This window comes from Streptomyces sp. NPDC021115, from assembly GCF_044333065.1.
Taxonomy (GTDB): Bacteria; Actinomycetota; Actinomycetes; order Streptomycetales; family Streptomycetaceae; genus Streptomyces.
On the sequence record NZ_JBIRQF010000035.1, the window covers coordinates 10900 to 28636 of the forward strand.

The 17737-nt window shown below is 72.6% G+C and carries 11 protein-coding genes; 6 read left to right on the top strand and 5 right to left on the bottom strand.

Annotated features, from left to right (window positions below; all coding sequences use genetic code 11):
- Positions 1-22: 22 nt before the first annotated feature.
- The 5 genes from ACH4TL_RS44890 to ACH4TL_RS44910 all read left to right on the top strand — a co-directional run bounded on the left by ACH4TL_RS44890 (position 23) and on the right by ACH4TL_RS44910 (position 8885).
- Entirely contained in the window at positions 23-1756 is a 1734-nt protein-coding gene (locus ACH4TL_RS44890; protein WP_398331421.1) for a fatty acyl-AMP ligase, read from the top strand.
- A complete protein-coding gene (locus ACH4TL_RS44895) occupies positions 1753-5721 on the top strand; it encodes a beta-ketoacyl synthase N-terminal-like domain-containing protein (RefSeq protein ID WP_398331423.1) in 3969 nt (1322 codons plus the stop codon). The genes ACH4TL_RS44890 and ACH4TL_RS44895 overlap by 4 nt, the downstream gene beginning before the upstream one ends.
- Before the next feature lie 13 nt (positions 5722-5734).
- A complete protein-coding gene (locus tag ACH4TL_RS44900) occupies positions 5735-6685 on the top strand; it encodes an alpha/beta hydrolase (RefSeq protein ID WP_398331426.1) in 951 nt (316 codons plus the stop codon).
- Positions 6686-6807: 122 nt separating this feature from the next.
- The gene (locus ACH4TL_RS44905) at positions 6808-8160 is read left to right on the top strand and encodes a PucR family transcriptional regulator (protein ID WP_398331429.1); all 1353 of its coding nucleotides are present in this window, start codon (positions 6808-6810) and stop codon (positions 8158-8160) included.
- Positions 8161-8243: 83 nt separating this feature from the next.
- A complete protein-coding gene (locus ACH4TL_RS44910; protein WP_398331432.1) occupies positions 8244-8885 on the top strand; it encodes a cutinase family protein in 642 nt (213 codons plus the stop codon).
- A gap of 64 nt (positions 8886-8949) precedes the next feature.
- On the opposite strand, the gene ACH4TL_RS44915 is transcribed toward ACH4TL_RS44910, so the two are convergent.
- Positions 8950-10674, bottom strand: a complete 1725-nt coding sequence (locus ACH4TL_RS44915) for a hypothetical protein (RefSeq protein ID WP_398331435.1) — start codon at positions 10672-10674, stop codon at positions 8950-8952.
- A 185-nt stretch (positions 10675-10859) separates the two neighbouring features.
- On the opposite strand from ACH4TL_RS44915, the gene ACH4TL_RS44920 reads away from it, so the two are divergent.
- Complete coding sequence (locus ACH4TL_RS44920; protein ID WP_398331438.1) at positions 10860-11744, top strand: phosphatidylinositol-specific phospholipase C; 885 nt, start codon at positions 10860-10862, stop codon at positions 11742-11744.
- Between the two features lie 45 nt (positions 11745-11789).
- Here ACH4TL_RS44920 and ACH4TL_RS44925 read toward each other — a convergent pair whose 3' ends face one another.
- The 4 genes from ACH4TL_RS44925 to pucD form a co-directional block, all read right to left on the bottom strand.
- Positions 11790-12911 carry a serine hydrolase domain-containing protein gene (locus tag ACH4TL_RS44925; protein WP_398425504.1) on the bottom strand — a complete coding sequence of 374 codons (1122 nt, stop codon included), beginning with the start codon at positions 12909-12911 and terminating at the stop codon, positions 11790-11792.
- Positions 12905-13486 carry a hypothetical protein gene (locus tag ACH4TL_RS44930; protein ID WP_398331444.1) on the bottom strand — a complete coding sequence of 194 codons (582 nt, stop codon included), beginning with the start codon at positions 13484-13486 and terminating at the stop codon, positions 12905-12907. Before ACH4TL_RS44930 ends, ACH4TL_RS44925 begins: the two co-directional genes overlap by 7 nt.
- A 194-nt stretch (positions 13487-13680) precedes the next feature.
- Positions 13681-15222, bottom strand: a complete 1542-nt coding sequence (locus tag ACH4TL_RS44935) for a glycoside hydrolase family 6 protein (protein WP_398331447.1) — start codon at positions 15220-15222, stop codon at positions 13681-13683.
- Positions 15223-15365: 143 nt separating this feature from the next.
- Entirely contained in the window at positions 15366-17735 is a 2370-nt protein-coding gene (gene pucD, locus ACH4TL_RS44940) for a xanthine dehydrogenase subunit D (protein WP_398331450.1), read from the bottom strand.
- Positions 17736-17737 lie beyond the last annotated feature (2 nt).

Here is a 17737-nt window from a genome sequence, read left to right on the forward strand (position 1 = left end):
CGCGATGTGAGGAGCCTTGCCCATGGGTCTTCCGGAGAACATGAGTCTGCCGGAGTACGTACGGCACTGGGCCGGGACCGCCCCCGACCGCCGGGCGTTCACCTTCGTCGAGCATCCCGCGCCCGACTCGCGCGGCGTCCACCGCACGCTCACCTGGCGGCGCCTGGACCTGCGGGTCCGGGCGGTGGCCGCGCGGCTCGCCGCGGAGGCGGAGCCCGGGGCGCGGGTCGCGCTGCTGTGCCCGCAGGGGACGGAGTACGTGACCGCCTTCCTCGCGGCGCTCACCGCCGGGCTGGTCGCCGTACCGCTGTACCCGCCGGACCTGCCGGGGCACGGCGACCGGCTGTCGGCCGTGCTGGCGGACGCGTGCCCCGCGGTGGTGGTGACGACGGGCCGCGCCCTGGAGGAGGTACGGGAGTTCTGCGCGGGCCGGTCCGTTCCCGTCGTCGCCGCCGACCAGGTGCCCGACGACGCCGCGGACGGCTGGGTTCCGGGCACACCGGACGAGGCGGCCGTCGCCTACCTCCAGTACACCTCAGGATCGACCCGGCTCCCGGCGGGCGTGGAGATCACCCACGCCAATGTCGTCGCCAACGCCCACCAGGCGCTGACCGCCTACGGCGCCGACACCCACCCGGTGACCTGCGTGGGCTGGCTGCCGCTCTACCACGACATGGGGCTCGTCCTGAGCGTCGCCGCCCCGGTGGTGCGGGGGCTGCTGTCGGTGCTCATGGACCCGGTCGCGTTCCTGCACGAGCCCGTGCGCTGGCTGCGGCTCCTCGGCGCGCACCCGCGCGCGGTGAGCGCCGCGCCCAACTTCGCGTACGACTACTGCGCGTCGACCGTGACCGACGAGCAGAAGGCGGGGCTGCGGCTGGACGGGATCGCCGCGCTGATCAACGGCAGCGAGCCGGTACGCCCCGGCACCGCCGACCGCTTCCACGCCGCGTTCGCCGCGCAGGGCCTCGTACCGGACACCCACTGCCCGTCGTACGGGCTCGCCGAGGCGACCGTCTTCGTCAGCGCGGCCCGGCCCGGGAAGCCGCTGCACCGGTTCGCGCTCGACCGGGACGCGCTCGCCACCGGCAAGGCGCTGCCCGCGCGGCCCGACGATCCACGCGCCGTGCTGCTGGCGGGGTGCGGCACCCCCGCGGGCCAGCGGGTCCGCGTCGCCGATCCGGTGTCCCGCGCCGCGCTGGACGAGGGCGAGGTGGGCGAGATCTGGGTGCAGGGCCCCAACGTGGGGCGCGGCTACCGGAATCGGGACCGGCAGAGCGGAGAGGTCTTCGGCGCCACGTTCGCCGACGCCACGTCCGGTCCGGGCGCGTGGCTGCGCACCGGGGACCTGGGGACGGTCCTGGACGGGCAGCTGATCGTGACCGGGCGGCTGAAGGACCTCATCGTGGTGGACGGGCGCAACCACTATCCGCAGGACATCGAGGCCACGGCCCAGGACGCGCATCCGGCCGTACGGCGCGACCGGCTCGCCGCCTTCGGCGTACCGGACGCCACCGGTGAGCGGGTGATCGTCGTGGCGGAGCACGCGCGGAACACCTCGCTGGACGCCATCGACGTACCGGCCCTGGTGCGGGAGGTGCGCGCCGCCGTCTCGGCCCGGCACGGGCTGCGGCTCGCCGACGTCGCCCTCGTGCCGCCGGGCACGGTGCCGCGTACCTCCAGCGGCAAGGTGTCGCGGGCGCTGACCCGCGAGCGCTATCTGGCGGGTGCGTACGCGGTGGCGGAGGCCGCGGAGTGAGGGCCGACGAGGACGCGTTGCGCCGTCTGGTCGCCGAGCGGGTGGCCGCTTGGCGCGGCATGACGGCCGGGGACGTGCCGATGGACCGGCCGCTGGCGGACCTCGGCATGTCCTCCCGGGACGCGGTCGTGCTGGCCGGGGAGCTGGCCCGCGCCACGGGGCGCGAGCTGCCAGCGACCCTGCTGTGGGAGGCCCCGACCTGCGATGCGCTGGTGGCGCGGCTGTGCCGTACGGACGCCAGTCCTGTGGACGTCGAGGCACCCCCGCCTCCGGCCCCGGTCGCGCCCGGCGAACCCGTCGCGGTCATCGGGGTCGGCTGCCGACTGCCCGGCGGTGTGCACGGCCCGGACGACTACTGGCGGCTGCTGTGCGAGGGCGCCGACGCGATCCGGCGCGTCCCGGAGGACCGGTGGCGCGACTTCACCCCCTTCCCGCCCGCAGACGCGCCCCCGTACGGCGGCTATCTGGACGACATCGCCGGGTTCGACGCGGACTTCTTCCGCATCACCCCGCGCGAGGCCGCGGTGATGGACCCGCAGCAGCGCATCCTGCTGGAGGTCGTCCATGAGGCGCTCGACCACGCCGCCGTCCCTGCCGCGTCCCTCGCCGCCACCGCCACCGGCGTCTTCGTCGGGATCTCCGCGCCCGAGTACGGACAGCTCACCGGCGCCGATCCGGCGGCCGTCGATCCATGGGCTCCGGCCGGTGGCGCGCTGAGCGTGGCCGCGGGCCGACTGTCGTACGTGCTGGATGCGCGCGGGCCCAGCATGGCGGTCGACACGGCGTGCTCGTCGTCGCTGGTCGCCGTCCACCACGCCTGCGTCAGCCTGCGCACGGGCGAGAGCGACACGGCCATCGCCGCCGGGGTCAACCTGCTGCTCTCCCCGACCGTCACGGTGGCGTTCCGGCGGGCGGGGGCGCTCGCGCCGGACGGCCGGTGCAAGCCGTTCTCGGCGGCCGCCGACGGCATCGGGCGTGGCGAGGGGTGCGCGGCCGTGCTGCTGAAGCGGCTGTCCGACGCCGAGCGGGACGGGGACCGCGTGCTCGCCGTCATCCGCGCCACCGCCGTCAACTCCGACGGCCGTTCCAACGGCCTGCTGGCGCCCAACCCCGCCGCCCAGCGGGCCCTGCTGACCGCCGCGTACGCCCGCTCCGGGCTCACCCCCGCGCGCGTCGACCACATCGAGGCGCACGGCACCGGCACCCCGCTCGGCGACCCGATCGAGGCGGGCGCGCTCGGCGCCGTGCTCGGCCCGGACCGCGACCCCGACCAGCCGCTGCTGCTCGGTTCCGTCAAGGGCAACCTCGGCCACCTGGAGGCCGCCGCGGGCATCGCCGGGCTGGTGAAGACGGTGCTCGCGCTGCACCACGACGTCATCCCGCCGTCGCTGCACTGCGCCGGGGGCAGCGTGCTGGGCGATGGACGGCTGCGGGTCGTGACGGAGCCCGAGCCCTGGCCCCGGTACGGCGGTACGGCCACCGCCGGGGTGTCCGGGTTCGGCTTCGGCGGCACCAACGCCCATGCGGTACTGGAGGAGTGGCGGTGGCCGGGCCCGGCAACGCGGCGCGAAGGGGCACCCGTCCGGCTGCATCTCCTCTCCGACGTCGACACCGCACGCGTCCGGGACACCGCGGACCGGCTCGCCACCTGGCTCCGTACGCCCGAGGGCGGCGCCGCACACCCCGCCGACGTGGCGCGCACCCTCGCCGGGCGCACCGGGCGCGGGCCGGTGCGCACCGCGGTCGTCGCCCGCGACCGCGCCGAACTCACCGATGCACTGGGCGCGTTGGCGGCGGGACACCCCGACCCACGGGTGGTGTCCGACGACCGGGATCTCCTCGGGCGCGGTCCGGTGTGGGTGTTCTCGGGGTACGGCAGCCAGTGGCCCGGGATGGGGCGGCGGCTGCTGGCCGAGGAGCCCGCGTTCGCGGCGGCCGTGGAAAAGCTCGACGCGCAACTCGCCCCGGAGTGCGGTCTCTCCCTGTACGACCACCTGGCGTCCGGTGGCGCTCTCGACCGGCTGGAGGTGGCCCAGCCCGTGCTGTTCGGGCTCCAGGTGGCGCTCGCCGAGCTGTGGCGTGCGTACGGGGTCGAGCCCGCCGCCGTCGTGGGCCACTCGATGGGCGAGGTGGCCGCCGCGGTGTGCGCGGGCGCGCTGGAGGTGGCGGACGCGGCCCGGGTGATCGCCGTACGGGCCCGGCTGCTCAGCGGGCTGCACGGCGGCGCGATGGCGGTGGTCGACCTCGACGACGGCGAACTCGGCACGCTGGAGCGGGGCTTCCCCGGCATCCATGTCGCCGTGCACTCCTCCCCCGGCCAGAAGGTGGTCACCGGCGAGGAACCGGCGGTGGCCCGGCTGGTGCGCGAGCTGGAGCGGGAGGGGCGGGCCGCGCGCACCATGCGGGTGGTGGGCGCGGGCCACTCGCCCCAGGTCGATCCGCTGCTCGGGGAGTTGGCCGAGGCGTTGGCCGGTGTGCGGGGCGTGGCGCCGCGCGTTCCCGTCTATTCCACCGTGCTGGACGATCCGCGCGGCGCCGGGGTGTTCGACGCCGCCCACTGGGCCGCGAACCTGCGGCGGCCCGTGCGGCTGGACCGGGCGGTCGCGGCCGCGGCGGCCGACGGCCACCGCGCGTTCGTGGAGATCTCACCGCATCCGGTGCTCACGCGGGCGGTGACGGACACCGCGCCCGGCGCGCTGGCCCTCGGCACGCTGCACCGGGACGCCGACGGCTCCGCCGGGTTCCTCGCGCAGGTGGGCGCCCTGTACACCGTGGGACTGGCGCTGCCGCTGCCGCCCGGCCGCGTCATCGACCTGCCCGCGCCTCGCTGGCGGCATGTGCGGCACTGGTGGACGGACGGGCGCAACGACACCCCGGCGGCCCCGGTGGAGGATGTTCGCGTGGCGGAGGACACCTCGGTGTCCGCCCGGGTGTGCCACCACATCGCCGCCGTCACCGGGCATCCGCCCGCCCGCGTCACACCGGCCACCGCGCTCGCCCGGCTCGGGCTGGACTCGCTGATGGCGGTCCGCATCCGCACCGCGCTGGAGCGCGAGTTCGCGATCGAGCTGCCGCTGCGCGATCTGCTCGGCGCCGCCACCGTCGAGGAGGCCGCCGAGCGCATCGAACGGGCGCTGCCCGCGAAGGACACCCCGCTGCGGACCCTGCACGCCACCGGCCACCGGCCCCCGCTGTTCCTCATCCACGCCGCGGGCGGCACGACCGACGTGTACCGGGCGCTCGCCGACCGGCTCGGGGGCGAGCGACCGGTGTACGGGCTGGAGCGGATCGAGGAGGCCCGTACGGTGGCCGAGAAGGCGCGCCGTTACGCCGATGCCGTCGCCGCCGCCCACCCCGAGGGGCCCTGTCTGCTGGGTGGCTGGTCCTTCGGTGGCTTCGTCGCCCAGGAGACCGCGCGGCAGCTCACCGCCGCCGGGCGGGACGTGGCGCTGGTGGCGCTCATCGACTCCGTACGCCCCCTCCCCCAGCCCGGCCGCACACCGGCCGACCGCGTCCGCGCCCACTTCACGGGCTTCGCCCGCCATGTCGCCGACACCTACGACGTCCAACTGGACCTGGATTACGACGTGTTGGTCGCCATGGACGACGAGGGGAAACGCATCGACACCGTCCTGCGGGCCCTGCGCGAGGCCGCCGGCATCCCGGCCGCCGCGCTGGAACACCAGCGCTCCTCCTATCTGGACCTGCGGATCGGCGAGGCCCACCGGCCCGGCCGCCACGACGGGCCGGTGGTCCTCTACCGGGCCGCTGAACCCGCGCCGCACACCGTGCGCGACCCGGCGTACGAGCGGGACGACGATGCGCTGGGCTGGGACGAGGTGTGCCCCCGCCTGACGGTCGTGACGGTCTCGGGACACCACCTGTCGCTGCTCGACCCGCCGTACGTCGACGAGATCGCCGCCGATCTGCGGCGGCGGCTCGCCACGGAGACCCGCCGAACCTGACCGAGGAGCCGCCATGTCCCATCACCGCACCACCGGAGTGTCCCGGCGCGCCGTCGCCAGAGCCGCGGTGGCCGCCGGTCTGACCGTCGTGTCCGGCGCCACGGCCGCAACCGCCGCAACCCCGCAACCCGTGACGTGGCTCGGACCGCGCACCGTCGATCTGTCGGTGCCCTCCGCCGCGCTGGGCCGCAGTGCGCCCGTACGGCTGATCCTGCCGTCCGGCTTCGACTCCCGGCCCGACCGCACCTACCCCGTGCTGTACCTGCTGCACGGCGCCCACGACGACTACACCTCATGGACCCGGGAGACCGGCATCGAGGCGTTCACCGAGGGCCGGGACCTGATCGTGGCGATGCCGGACGCGGGCCCCACCGGCATCCCCACCGCGTGGCGCAGCGGCCCCGACTACGAGACGTTCCAGCTCACCGAGGTCCCCGCGCTGCTCGCGCGCGACTGGCGGGCCTCCGGTGTGCGCGCCGTCGCCGGGGTGTCCACCGGCGGCTACGGCGCCATGGCGCACGCGGCGCGCCACTCCGGGGCGTTCACCGCCGCGGCCTCCTACAGCGGCATCATCGACACCACGGCGCCCGGTGCGCCGCCCCTGATGGACGCCATCGTGGCCCGCGAGTTCCTGCCACCCCACTCCCTGTGGGGCAGCCCGGTCCTGAACCTGCTCACCTGGCGCGACTTCAATCCGCGGGCCCGCGCCGAGGGGCTGCGCGGCACCGCGCTGTACGTGTCCAGCGGCAGCGGAGTGGCCGGCGGCGTCGGCGACTGGCTCCCCGAGGCGCTGGAGAGCCTGCTGTGGCCCTCCGCCCACTCCTTCACCGACCGGCTCGCCCTCCTGCGCATCCCGGTCACGACCCACTACTACGCGGGAGGAGGACACAGCTGGGCCTACTGGAAGAAGGAATTCACCGCGTCGTGGCCGATGCTCGCCGGTGCGCTGGGGGTGCCGGAGTGAGGCCGCTGCCGTCGGGGCACGGAACGGAGCGCAGGGGACTGCCGTCCAACCCGGGACGAGTCCCGCGCCCCGCGGTCGACGGCCCGCGGGTGAGCCGCTTCCGGTTGAACGGAGGGTCCGCCGTGGCCGCCCCCACCCCGCCCATGACACCGGACGGACCCGAACCGCCGCCGGTCCCTCCCGAACTGGCCAAAGTGCTGCGCGACCAGCTGGAGGCCGTGGCCGACGAGGTCGAGGAGGAAGTGCGTCGGCAGGTCCCGGAGTACGCGCGACCGGCCGACGGGACGTACCGGGCGCACCTCCGCTCGGGGGTCGTCCAGGCGCTGACCCTGTTCGTCGACCACATCGCCGAACCGCGGGTCCAGGGTGCCTCGATCACCGCGACGTACTACGAACTCGGTCGCGGCGAGGCGCTGGAGGGCCGCAGCCTCGACGCGCTCCAGTCCGCGCTGCGGGTCGGGGGCCTGCACGCCTGGCGGCTGATGGGCCGTACGGCGGAGGAACTGGGCCTGGACTCCGCGGTCGTGGCCGCCCTGGGCGAGCTGGCGTTCCGTACCGTGCACGAGGTGGCGGAGGCGGCCGCGGCCGGTTACGCGGAGGCGCGGCTGCAGAGCACCGACGAGCTGGAGCGGCGCCGCCGCCGACTGCTCGAACTGCTGCTGGGCGAGGGGCCGGTGGCCCCGGAGGCGGTGCACGACCTGGCGCACTCCGCCCGGTGGCCGGTGCCGGGGCACGTCGCGGTCGTGGCGCTCGCTGCGACGCCGGACCAGCGGGAGGAGGAGTGGCCGCTGGTGGCGGCGGGGGCGCTGGTGGACATGGAGTCGAGGCCGCCGCGGATGCTGGTGCCCGTGGCCGAAGGCTCAGGGGGCGCAGCTGGTTCAGGGGGCTCCGGCGGCTCTTCCGGGGGCTTCGTGGGTTCCGGCCCGGGTTCCGGCCCCGGCTTCGGCGGCCGGGCGTTCAGCCTCGCGCTGCGCGGGCGGCCCGCCGCGATCGGCCCCACCGTCCCGCTGACCGAGGCCGCCCGGTCGCTGCACTGGGCCACCCGCGCGCTCGGGCTGATGGGCCGCGGCATCCTGCCCCGGCAGGGTGTGGTGCGCTGCGCCGACCATCTGTCGACGCTGCTGCTGCACAGCGACGAACCGATGCTGGCCCAGCTCCGGGCGCGGGCCCTCGCCCCGCTCGCCACGGTCTCCGAAGGCCAGCGCGGACGGCTCGCCGAGACGCTGCTCGCATGGCTGCTCAGCGGCAGCAACGTACCCGACGTCGCCGCCCGCCTCCACATCCACCCGCAGACGGTCCGCTATCGGCTGCGCCAGCTGGAGAAACTGTTCGGCGACGCACTGCACGACCCCGGCAGCCGGTTGGATCTCATCCTGGCGCTGCGCGCCGAGGCACTGCGCGACGCATTCTGCTCCCTCGGCCCCGGACTCACCTCCGCACAAAAAGGCGAGGAATATTTGAATTCCCGTCCATAACACTCGGCCAGATCACGCGAATACGTTCGGGACGTCCTTGTTCGCAGGCGCGCTCCACGCGCCCCACCCTCAAAGGATTCCCCATGCGCATTCGCTTGGGCCTCGCCGCGCTCTCCCTGCTCGGCGGGGCCGGTCTGGTCACCCTCACGGCGCCCACGGCAACGGCCGCCGCCTGCGCCGACATCGACGTCGTCGCGGCCCGTGGCACCTTCGAACCGGGCACGCTCGGCTTCATCGTCGGCGACCCGGTGTATTCCGCGCTCCAGAAGAAAATCACCGGCAAAACCCTCTCCAGCTACAAGGTGAACTACCCCGCCGACCTTTCCCTCACCTCGGCGGCAACCGGCAACGCGGACCTGGTGAACCACGTCAAGAGCCAGGCGGCCGCCTGTCCGAACCAGCGTTTCGTGCTGGTGGGGTATTCACAGGGCGCGAACGTCGTCGACAACTCGATGGGCATCAGCAGCGCGGGCGCCGTGGTCGGCAGCCCCATCGTGGCCACCATCCCCGCCGCGCTCGAACCGAAGGTGTCCGCCGTGCTGCTGTTCGGCAACCCGATCCGGGCCCTCGGCAAGAGCGTCACCGGCACGTACCAGAGCCGCACCATCGACTTCTGCGCCAAGGGCGACCCCATCTGCCAGAGCGGCGGCCTCGACGTGGGAGCGCACCTCGGCTACACCGCGAACGCGGACGAGGCGGCGACGTTCGCCGCGGGCAAGGTCTGATCCGGTACGCACACACGAGAGGGGCCCGGAAGACGATCCCGGGCCCCTTCTCCCCGCGTCTCCTCTACCGCGGCTCCCCGGCGAAGGTGGCGAGGCTCGTGGAGACCACCTCGGGGCGGCCGTTGTTCTGCGTGGGCGCCGCGGTCAGCACATCGAGGTGCTGATAGCCGTCGGCGACCACGGGATGGAGGTCGGCCGGGGTGCGGCCCGCCAGCAGTCCGTCGCCCGCGAGCACGGTGAGCGTCGGATTGGCGGTGAGCCCCTTCGGATGGACGACGAGCCGCTTCACCTGGGGCGAGGTGGCCAGCTCGAGGTCGGTGACCAGCTTCGTCGGGAAGTACTGCTCGGTGAAGTCCAGCGGCTGCCGGGCCAGGCTGCGGGCCAGCTCCTGGATGTCGGTGACCTCCTTGCCCGCGCCGGTGAACGGCTTCCCGTCGGCCGACCGGTACCCGGGATCGTCGGGGTCGCCGACGCGGTCGTAATTCCGCCATGTGTAGAGCGGCCCACCGGGCTGCTCCGGGATGGCCTTGTACTCGCCCCCGAACAGCCCCGGCCGCGCGGCACCGCCGTTCGCGACGGGGAAGTTCTTGTCGGTGACCGGCCCGCCGTCGAAGAAGCCCACACTGCTCTGCAGGAACGCCAGCGGTACGGAGTGGTCGTCCATCAGCGCGCCGAGCACCGCCTCGTTGGTGAGCCGGAAGTCCTTCACCGCGGGCTTGCCGGAGAGGAACGTGGCGGTGTCCTTGGAGAACAGGAAGCGGTTCGTGGCCTCGATGTTGACGTTCGCGGGCAGATAGCTCGGCAGGTCGGCCTCGCCGCCCGGATCCCGTACGGCGCCCACACCGGCGATGGCCAGCAGGGTCATGGTCTCGGGGTTGAGCAGCACCGGCGCGGACAGCGAACGCGGCAGCACCCCGGTGTCCAGCCCGGCCTGCACCACGCCGTAGCCGAGGCCGATGTCGGGCAGGTTGGTGTCGTCGGGGACGCTGCCGCTCAGATCGCCGAGCGAGGTGGAGACGGTGGTGTCGAGGGCGAAGTACCCGGCGCACTGGTTGAATCCGGCGTCGCCGGTGGTGGCGGGGTTGCCGTCGAAGTCGGCGGCCGCCAGATAGCCGGTGATCACGCCACCGAGCGAGTGGCCGCCGCACAGCACCTTCTGCTTGCGCACCTTCTGGTCCGGCAACTCGGCCGCCAGCAGGTCGTATTCGTCCCGTACGGTCTGCTCGATGCCCAGCTTCGCCATCCACCCCAGCTGGCCGTTGCCGACGTACCCGCCGAAGGTGCGGCCGTCGACCTGCTTGCCCCGGTAGTAGTAGTCGACGGCCGCGTGCTGATCGCCGGAGGCGACGCCGGTGCGGTCCTCCAGGCAGTTGGACCTCCGGTCCAGCGCCCAGAACTCGATGTGCTTCCCCTGCTCGGCGGCGCGCGCCACGGTGTTCCGGGCGACGCTGTCGAACGCCCCGGCCCCCTCCAGAATCCCCGGCTGGGCGACCAGGACCCGATCGGCGCCGGCCGATTCCTCCGGCCCGTCGGCGGACCGGTAGCGCAGATACGACAGCCAGTCACACGCCCCCGGCCGCGCCCCGAACGACGCGGGCAACGGCACCTTCACCCGCACCACGCTCTCGGCCACCCCACCGGCCTCCGCCCCCACGCGCGTCTCGCTCCGCCCGCTCTCACCCCACGCGTCGGGCACGCCGGTGGCCATTACCCCGACGGTCAGCAGCACCGCCGAGACGGCGCTGCGCAGGGCCTTCGAGGTTCTTCCTCTGCTGCGACTCGTGTCCATGAGGGGACCGTAGGACCGCACCGAGTGCACGCCATGCCCATGCTCACAAGAACTCAGCGACCGACGACACCTTTGTCACCACACCCCAACCCCCTATTCATCGGTTACGCCGTTCTCCCCGGCTCTCGTTTGTGCTTCGATGCCGTGCGCAACGGTACGAACGGGCGAGCGACGGGAGTATGCGCATGGATCGGCGAGGGTTTCTCAAGGGTGCGGCCGCGGTGTCCGCCGCCGGGGTGGTCAGTGCCTTAGGAGGGGTCGCGGCTGCCGCGCCGGTCCGGCCGCTGGCCGCAGCGGACTGGCTCTCCGGCATCGCCGACGCCACGCCAGTGCAGCGGCTGACGCTGCCCGGGACGCACGACTCCGGGGCCCGTTACGGCGGGCCGTGGACCGAGTGCCAGAACACCACCATCGCCGACCAGCTGAGCAGCGGCATCCGCTTCCTGGACATCCGCTGCCGCGCCTTCGAGAATGCCTTCCCCATCCACCACGGCGCCTACTACCAGCACCTCAACTTCGACGATGTGCTGGGCGCATGCCGCGCCTTCCTCTCCGCGCATCCTTCCGAGACCGTGCTGATGCGCGTCAAGCAGGAGTACTCGGAGGAGAGCGCCACCGAGTTCCGCCGGATCTTCGACACCTATCTCGACGGCAAGGGCTGGCGCTCCCTCTTCCGCCTCGATGCCACCCTCCCGACCCTGGGCCAGGCCCGCGGCCGGGTGGTGCTGCTCGCCGACTCGGACAACATGCCCGGTGTCCGGTACGCGGATCCGCAGCTGTTCGACATCCAGGACGACTACATGGCGGAGCCGTTCGGCAAGTACCCCAAGATCGAGGCGCAGTTCCGCAAGGCGGTGGCGCAGCCCGGCAAGCTGTACATGAACTACGTCAGCACCGCCGCGCTGCTCCCGCCCCGCTCCAACGCGGACCGGCTCAACCCGCAGGTCAAGAGCCTGCTGGAGGGCTCGGGCAACCAGGGCTGGACGGGGCTCGGCATCGTCCCGATGGACTTCCCGAACACCACCTCCGGTCTGGTCGACAGCCTGGTGAGGCACAACCCGGCGGGCTGACTCCATCCGTCGGCACCGGTGCCGGGACCGGTGCCGACGGGACGCTCAAAAGAGATCGGCTGGGGGCCAGTTGGGAATATGGCCGACGATTGTCCACATGAGATTGTCGAAGTCGGTACGCATCGTCTCGAGCTCAGCATCGTTGCGTGAGTTGACCAGTACGGCCCATCCCATTCCACCACTGGTGCGGACCATGACCGATGCGGTGCCCGGGACATCACCGAGGTGCCACCGGTTACCCACCGCGTTGGTGGCCCAGCCCTTGGCGTAGCCACCGGCGCCGACCGCGGTCGACGGTGTGCACATGGTCGCGATGGAACCCGACGACAACAGGTCCGGTTTGGTGGGGTAGCCGTCCACGCGTACCAGGAAGCGCATCAGTTCGGTGGGGGACGCGAGCCAGCCGCCATGAGAGTCCATGCGGGAGATGCGGATGCCGTACGGGCTGATCGCACCCTGCTGCACGTAAACGACCTCGTTGTCGCGCCGTTCGGCCAGCGAGTCGCCTGCCAGGTACATCTCGGTGACACCGCAGGGGGCAAGGACGTACCTGCGTACGGCGTCTTCGTAGGGGAGCCCGGTCACCGCTTCGATGATCCGACCCAGCAGGCAGTATCCGAAGTTGAGGTACTCGAACGTCGATCCTGAGGCATAGGTGAGGGGTTCGGCGTCCAGCGTACGATCGATCAGCTGCCGTTGGCTCAGCTCGAGGTGCGCGAACATCGGGTCCTGTGACTGGGCCCAGCCACTGGCGTGTTCCAGCAGGTGCTGCACGGTGATCTGGTCGACGCCTGGATGGTAGGGCTGTGTGCCGAACCTGGTGCCCAGGATTCCGGACGAACCGAAAACGAGGTCGCTGAGGCGTATTTGCCCCAGCTCGATCAAGCGGAAGACAGTGACGGCCGTAATGGGCTTGGAGACGCTGGCGATGCGGAAGAGATGGCCGGGGGTGACAGGGGTTTGCGTAGCCGGATCCGCCACCCCGAATCCCTTGACGTAGACCAGACGGCCCTGATCGGTGAGCGCCACAGAGGCACCCGGCACGCCGTGGCGGATCAGGAATGCCGTCACGACTCTGCTGATGAAGGTCTCGTCACTGTCGCTGAGACGGGGCGCGTCCGGAAGGCGGGCCCGATGCTGTCGCCGACGCGTGAAGGGTTTCAGCATCGGTACACGGCCCCCCGCACTTCATGGGTCACACCTTCACACACGTCGAACCAGGCAACGTTGTACCGGTCGCCGCCACCGTAGGTGTCGTGCCACCTGTTCCAGCCGCACTGAAGGAGGAAGTTTCTCAGGTCCATGACCCACACCACCCCGCCGACACTGTTCTTGAAGAACAGCTGGTTGGGCATGCCGTAGGGCTCCCCGGCATACCCACGTCCCGTACGCCACCCATGGGATGTCGCCAGAAAGTCGAGGACGACGCTGATCAAGGGCGCGCCGGTAGCCGGATCGTTCAGCTTCAGGGCCGTGATCGTCGCGTTGTAGAGCGTGGCCACCGGCTCCTGGTTGGCGGTGTACAGCTCTCCCTGGAACGACCACGTCTTCGCTGCCGTCCGCACGAGTTCCTGCGTTCGGCCGAGCCCGAAAACCCTGGCGACTGTGGGGTCCAGGTCGATCTCCCGGGTGAGGGGAGTCGGGCTCGCACCCTCGGTCAGAACGGTCTTGTAGTCACACAGGGCCAGCGACTCGTACTTCGCGTAGGTGGTCGCCGCTTCTTGTTGCTCCTGGAGAGTCATGGCCTTCCTCCTTGCCTCAAGATTTGGCGGTTGCGCCGTAGACCGGCGCCTTGAATGCGATCACATCCGCACACGCAAGGGCGTTACACCACCAGCCTGCGGCAATACCGGCTCCAGCGCATCCGCGAGCGCGGGGTGCGGCGGTTCGAGCAACCGCCGCACATTTCCGCACGTCAGGTGGGGTGGAGGAGAAGCTAGGGGGTGACCGAGGGGCGGGCGAAGCGGACGAGTTCGAGGGCCTGGCCGGGGAACCACTCGCCCGCCGCGGGGTTCACCGTGCCGCGGACCGGGTCCAAGGGGCCTGAGGTGCCGCGGAGGCAGCGGCCGTCGGACTGGCCGGGGGTCTTCACCCACAGGGCGGCGTCGTGCAGCGGGTTGCCGGTGGCGGTGGTGGGGCGGGCGCCGAGGCCGCGGCGGGGCGGGTTGCACCAGGACTGGGGGTCGGCGTGGCGGCTGTACCGCGGGGTCCAGGGGCCGCGGCCGTTGCGGCTGGTGTCGGTGACGAAGTGCTTCATCTCGGACGGGTCGTGCGGCTCATGGGCGCGCAGCCAGGCCCGGAGGTGACGGTGCGACCAGCTCCGTTCGGGGCAGGCGGCCGGGGCGCCGCCGTCCGCTACGTACGCCAGGCACGCGGAGACGAGCCGTCCGTACAGCTCGCTGTCCTGGTCCGTCTGGTAGTGCGAGACGTTGAGGGCGAAGCCGGTGGCCTCGTCGATACCTGCCTTGACGAGCCGCGGCACGATGCTGCTGACGGCGTGCCAGTCCGCGTGGCCCGCGTCGAGGTACACCTTGGCGTTGGTGAGGGCCATGAGGGTGTCGACCGCGTACTTGATCTCGGTGAAGCGGGCGTCGGTCAGCGCGTCCTCGGTGTTCTCCGGCTTCACCTCGGGCTCGGGCCGGGACTGGATGACCGGCCGCTCACCGGCCTCCGGCTTGTCCAGGTCCGCCGGGTCCTCCGGGAGGAACGGCGTCGGGCTCGGGGACGGGGTCGGGGCGGCCGGTTCGAGGGCCGTGGTCGCGGCGAGGGTCGGCGCGGTGGTGGGCGCGGTGAGGGTGGGGGTTGGTGTGGGCGTGGGCCGGGTGAGTGCAGGGGTCGTGGGCGTGGGCCGGGTGAGGGCGGGGGGCGTGGGCGTGGTCGGGTCCATGGCCGTCGACGGATCGGCGGGGGCCGACGGGGCCACCTCCGGGGTGCCGGGCTCGGCCGGGGATTCCTGGCCCACCTGGGCTTCGCAGTCGGAGGGCAACATCGCCAGCGAGTCCGGTTCGAGGACGATCATCACCTCGCGGTCGCCGATGCCCTGCGCCACGGCGTCGATCCACGCCTTGTACTCGTCGGTGGTCCGCGCTCCCCCGGCGGAGTAGCTGCCGCAGTCGCGGCCGGGGACGTTGTAGAGGGCGAGCACCGGCAGCCGGTGGCGCCTCGCGGCGTCGCTCGTGGTCATCCGGACCAGGCGCGCGACCTGGGCCGGGGACTCGTCCCCGTACCAGACCGCCTGCGGGGTGCGCACCATGGTGAGGAGCCCGGCGGCCGAGCGGTAGTCGCCCCGCCAGGCGAGCTGGGTCACCTGACGGTAGGACGCGCGGTCGGCCGGGGGGACGTACAGGGGCAGGCCGCGCGAGGGGGCGTCGGCGCGCGTCTGTACGGCGGCCTGAACGGCCGAACCACTCAGTAAGGGCAGGGCAGTTGCGGCCAGAACGGCCATCGACACGGCGAGGGATTTCCGTCTCGTTCGCACGGGCGCACTCCAGGGGGCGGGTCGCATGGGTCGGTTTCTGAGGCTCACTCAGAAACCGGGACCCGGCAACGCGAGCGTCCGCCGAGTGGCGCAACGCGATTCCCGCCCAGGGGTGGCACTTCGTCAGACTCGTCAGATGACCGTCACGTGCCCGTCAGGTGTTCGGGGCGCACCGGCACCCGCCCCAGCCGGAGGCCCGTCGCGGCGCGGATGGCCGCGACGACCGCCGGGGTGGAGGAGAGGGTCGGGGCCTCGCCGACGCCCCGCAGGCCGTAGGGGGCGTGATGGTCCGCCAGCTCCAGGATGTCGACCGGCATGGTCGGGGTGTCGAGGATGGTGGGGATCAGGTAGTCGGTGAAGGACGGGTTGCGCACGCGGGCGCCGTCCGAGACCAGGATCTCCTCCATCACGGCGAGGCCGAGTCCCTGTGTGGAGCCGCCCTGGATCTGGCCGACGACGGAGAGCGGGTTGAGCGCCTTGCCGACGTCCTGGGCGGCCGCCAGTTCGATGACCTTGACCAGCCCGAGTTCGGTGTCGACCTCGACGACGGCGCGATGGGCGCAGAAGGAGTACTGGACGTGGCCGAAGCCCTGACCGGTCGTGAGGTCGAAGGGCTCGGTGGGCCGGTGCCGGAACTCCTGCTCGATGTCGATCGCGTCGTCGCCGAGCAGGTCCGCCAGATCGGCGACGACCTCACCCCCGACGGTGACCACCTTGCCGTCCCGCAGGCGCAGCTCCGCGTCACCGCCCGGAGCTCCGCAGCGGCGGAAGACCTCCTGCCGTACGGCCTCGCAGGTGTGTTTGATGGCGCCGCCGGTCATGTACGTCTGGCGGGAGGCGGAGGTGGACCCGGCGGAGCCGACGCGGGTGTCGGCGGGCTGGATGGTGACCCGGCTGACGCCGAGTTCGGTACGGGCGATCTGGGCGTGGACGGTGACACCGCCCTGGCCGACCTCCGCCATCGCGGTGTGGACCAGGGCGACGGGCTCGCCGCCGATGACCTCAAGGCGCACCCGGGCGGTGGAGTAGTCGTCGAAGCCTTCGGAGAAGCCGACGTTCTTGATGCCGACCGCGTAGCCGACGCCCCGCACCACGCTCTCGCCGTGGGTGGTGTTGGACAGGCCGCCGGGCAGGGCGCGGACGTCGACCTCGCCGTCCGCCGTCTCCCAGGCGCGCTCCGGCGGGAGCGGCAGCTCCCTGACCCGGCGCAGGATCTCGGCGACGGGGGCCGGGGAGTCCACGATCTGGCCGGTGGGCATGGTGGCGCCCTGCGTCATGGCGTTGCGCTGCCGGAACTCGACGGGGTGCAGTCCGAGTTCCCTGGCCACGGCGTCCATCTGGGCCTCGTACGCGAAGCACGCCTGCACCGCGCCGAAGCCGCGCATGGCGCCGCAGGGCGGGTTGTTGGAGTAGAGGGCGAGCGCTTCGACGTCCACATGGTCGACGACGTAGGGGCCGATCGCCAGGGAGGCGGCGTTGCCGACGACCGCCGGGGAGGAGGAGGCGTACGCTCCGCCGTCCAGCACGATACGGGCCTGGACGTAGAGGAGCCGACCGTCCCGGGTGGCGCCGTGCTCGTAGGTGAGCTTGGCGGGGTGCCGGTGGACATGGCCGAAAAACGACTCGTACCGGTTGTAGACGATCTTCACTGGCTTACCGGTACGGAGCGCCAGCAGACTGGCGTGCGCCTGCATGGACAGGTCCTCGCGCGCCCCGAACGCCCCGCCCACCCCCGAGAGCGTCAGCCGCACCTTCTCCGGCGGCAGGCCCAGCACCGGGGCGAGCTGGTCCCGGTCCACGTGCAGCCACTGGGTGGCGATGTAGAGGTCGATGCCGCCGTCCTCGGCGGGCACCGCGAGCCCGGATTCCGGGCCCAGGAACGCCTGGTCCTGCATGCCGACCTCGTAGTCCCGGCGTACGACGACATCGGCGCGGGCCCTGGCGGCCGCGACGTCGCCGCGTCGCACGGGCTGGCGGTGGACGACGTTGGGGTGCGGGGCGTGGGCGGCGTGGTGGTCGGCGCGGCCGGGGTGGAGCAGCGGCGCGCCGGGCCCGGTGGCGGTGGCCTCGTCCACCACGAGCGGCAGCTCGGCGTACTCGACCTTGATCCGGGCGGCGGCGCGGCGCGCGGTCTCGGGGTGGTCGGCGGCGACGATCGCGACGGCCTCGCCGTGGTAGCGGACCCGGTCCTTGGCGAGCACGGGCTGGTCGTGGATCTCCAGCCCGTAGTGGGTGGCGGCCGGGAGGTCGTCGTGCGTCATGACGGCGTGCACGCCGGGCAGGGTCAGCGCCCCGCTGGTGTCGATGGACCGGATCTCGGCGTGGGCGTGGGGGCTGCGCAGGGTGAAGCCCCACAGCATGTCCTCGTGCCACAGGTCGGAGGAGTACGCGAACTCGCCGGTCACCTTGAGCGTGCCGTCGGGGCGGAGGGTGGATTCGCCGATGTGGCCCTTGCCCCGGCCCTCGGTCAGATGGGCCTGGGTGATCCGGGTGGGGGCGCGGTCGGGTCCCATGG